Consider the following 3,000-nt stretch of genomic DNA (forward strand, 5'->3'; position numbering starts at 1 on the left):
GCGGTTTGGCCCATGCCGATCCAGAATCACGCATTTTCTCGATCGAAGCCTGGAACGCCGCCCTGGAGCAGCTCGCCGAACTGATGGAGTGATCCATCGGACGGGCGGCAGCGTATCGGTCCCCAAATGGGAGTTCCGATGCCGCAAAACACTGCCCTGGTCTGGCTGCGCAACGATTTGCGGCTCAGCGACAATCCTGCGCTCAGCGCTGCCTTCAAGCACGGCGATCATGTCATCGCGCTTTATATCCATGAAACAGACCCCGGCCTGCGCTCGCCGGGTGGCGCTGCACGCTGGTGGCTCCATCATAGCCTACAGGATTTGAGCCGCAGCCTCGCCGAGCATGGCGTGCGCCTCGTGGTGAGCACAGGCAACGCTCTGCAAGCCATCCAGAACGCGGTCAAGGATAACGGCGCCGATGCCGTATTCTGGAACCGCCGCTATGCACCTGCGGAAGTCGCCATTGATCTGGTCATCAAGGACGCCCTCAAAGCGGGAGGCATCCCGGCCCAGTCCTTTGCCGCCAACGTGCTGGTCGAGCCATGGTCCATTAAGACCAAGACCGGCAATCCCTATTCGGTCTATACGCCGTTCTGGAACACGCTGAAGGCATCCGACATTGCCGCCCCGGTTCGAACGCCGTCAGCCAAACCCGCCGTTCGGCCCGCCACCGTTGACGCCGACTACGCCCAACCCCAATGGGCGGAAAAACTCGTTCCGCATTGGCGCATCGGCGAAGCTGGTGCGCATAAAATCCTCGCCGATTTCCTCGACGACCAATTGGACGACTACGCCCAAGGTCGCGACTTCCCCGCCCGCGAAGCGACCACAAAGCTCTCTCCGCATCTGCGCTTTGGGGAAATCAGCCCGCGCCAAATCTGGCATGCAGCCCAGGCCCTAGCTCTGCGCGAGCCGGGCACGGCGGACGCCGTCAACAAGTTCCTATCCGAACTCGCCTGGCGCGATTTCAACTATCACCAGCTCTATCATCGTGACGATATCGCCACCGTGCCGATGCAGGCCAAATATGCCGATATCCCGTGGCGGAATGCCCCCGCCGATCTACAGGCCTGGCAGCGCGGCAAAACCGGTTTCCCGCTCATCGATGCCGGCATGCGCGAGCTCTGGGCCACCGGCTTCATGCAGAACCGCGTTCGCATGCTGACCGCCTCGCTGCTGGCCAAGAACCTCCTGATCGATTGGCGGCTGGGCGAGCAATGGTTCTGGGATTGCCTCTGCGATGCGGACAGCGCCAACAATCCGGGCAACTGGCAGTGGGTCGCCGGCTCCGGCCTCGACGCCGCCCCCTACTTCCGCATTTTCAATCCCGTGGTGCAGGGCGAACGCTTCGATGCCGACGGGCGCTACGTCCGCCAGTGGATACCCGAATTGGCAGGCCTGCCGGACAAATGGATTCAGCAGCCATATGCCGCGCCATCCGAAGTGCTGGCGGCCGCCGGCGTGGCGTTGGGCGACACCTATCCCCGCCCGATCGTCGATCTGAAGCTGTCCCGCGAGCGCGCGCTGGAGGCGGCCAAGCGCAGCTAGGCTGGAATAGCGTTGCGAAGGCGGCGCTCAATCGCGGCGGGACTTGCGCAAAATCGCGTGGAGGGGAAAAGCCGTGCTGGGATCGGCACTTATTCCTTGTGGGCGCGTTGGTGCACGCCTACCAATTGGGTTCCTCCAGCTACGAAGATATCATGGCCAAGCACCAAGACCTCATCTCGGCAATCGGCAACACGCCGCTCATTCGTCTCAATCGCGTGTCGACGCTGACCGGCAGCGATATCTGGGGCAAGGCGGAGTTCCTTAATCCGGGCCAGTCGGTCAAGGATCGCGCGGCCTTGTTCATCATCCACGATGCGGTCAAGAGCGGCGCGCTTAAGCCCGGCGGCACCATCGTCGAGGGCACGGCCGGCAATACCGGTATCGGGCTGACCCTGGTGGCCAATTCGCTGGGTTTCAAATCGGTGATCGTCATTCCCGAAACTCAGAGCCAGGAAAAGAAGGACGCGCTGCGCCTTTACGGCGCCGAGCTGATCGAGGTTCCCGCCAAGCCCTATAAGGACCCGAACAACTACATCAAGATTTCCCAGCGCCTCGCCGAAAAGCTCAACAAGGAACTTCCCAACGGCGCGGTCTGGGCCAACCAGTTCGACAACACCTCCAACAAGCGCGCGCATGTGGAAACCACCGGCCCCGAAATCTGGCAGCAGACTGGCGGGCGAATCGACGGTTTCATCTGCTCGGTCGGCTCCGGCGGCACGCTGGCCGGCGTCGCAGAAGCGCTGCGGTCGCGCAATTCGGACGTCCAAATCGGCCTCGCAGATCCCGAAGGCGCCGCGCTCTACAGTTATTACACGACGGGTGAGCTCAAATCCTCGGGCAATTCGATCACCGAGGGCATCGGCCAGGGCCGCATCACCGAGAACCTCAAGGGCCTCAAGATCGACCGTGCGTACCAGATTTCCGACACCGAAGCCCTGCCCTACGTCTTCGATCTACTCGAACACGAGGGCCTGTGCCTGGGCGGTTCCAGCGCCATCAACATCGCCGGCGCGGTGCGGCTGGCCAACGATCTGGGACCGGGCAAGACCATCGTGACCATCCTCTGTGATTACGGCAACCGCTACCAATCCAAGCTGTTCAACCCAGCCTTCCTGCGCGACAAGGGCCTGCCGGTGCCGACATGGCTCGAAGGTCGCACGCCGATTGATATTTCATCGGTAGTGGAGCCGGCATAAGGGGCTCGGAGAGGTCACAATAGCTCAGTGGGCTTGTTGTGATCCGACGCCTCCACCCACTCGGTGTCATACCGGCGAAGGCCGGTACGTATCCCGAGACTTAGCCGCAGCCGCAAGGTGACGTAACCGCACGCATCGTGGGTGCCATCACCCCCTCCAGCCTCCCCCATCATGGGGGAGGTGTCTGCCGGTGGGTGGGAAGGTTTGTGTCTCCATAATGAGCGGATTGGACGCGTTCTTTCCCCAGGAGTGGAGA

General features: G+C 62.2%; 2 protein-coding genes. Both read left to right on the forward strand.

Annotated elements, in window-relative coordinates; genetic code table 11:
• Positions 1-138: 138 nt before the first annotated feature.
• Positions 139-1,548: a deoxyribodipyrimidine photo-lyase gene (locus JWP26_RS17330; RefSeq protein ID WP_299730611.1), complete on the forward strand. Its 1,410-nt coding sequence runs from the start codon at positions 139-141 to the stop codon at positions 1,546-1,548.
• Between the two features lie 152 nt (positions 1,549-1,700).
• Positions 1,701-2,744: a cysteine synthase A gene (locus JWP26_RS17335; RefSeq protein WP_299730614.1), complete on the forward strand. Its 1,044-nt coding sequence runs from the start codon at positions 1,701-1,703 to the stop codon at positions 2,742-2,744.
• The last annotated feature ends 256 nt before the right edge of the window (positions 2,745-3,000 follow it).

This window comes from Devosia sp. (genome assembly GCF_028290435.1).
Taxonomy (GTDB): Bacteria; Pseudomonadota; Alphaproteobacteria; order Rhizobiales; family Devosiaceae; genus Devosia.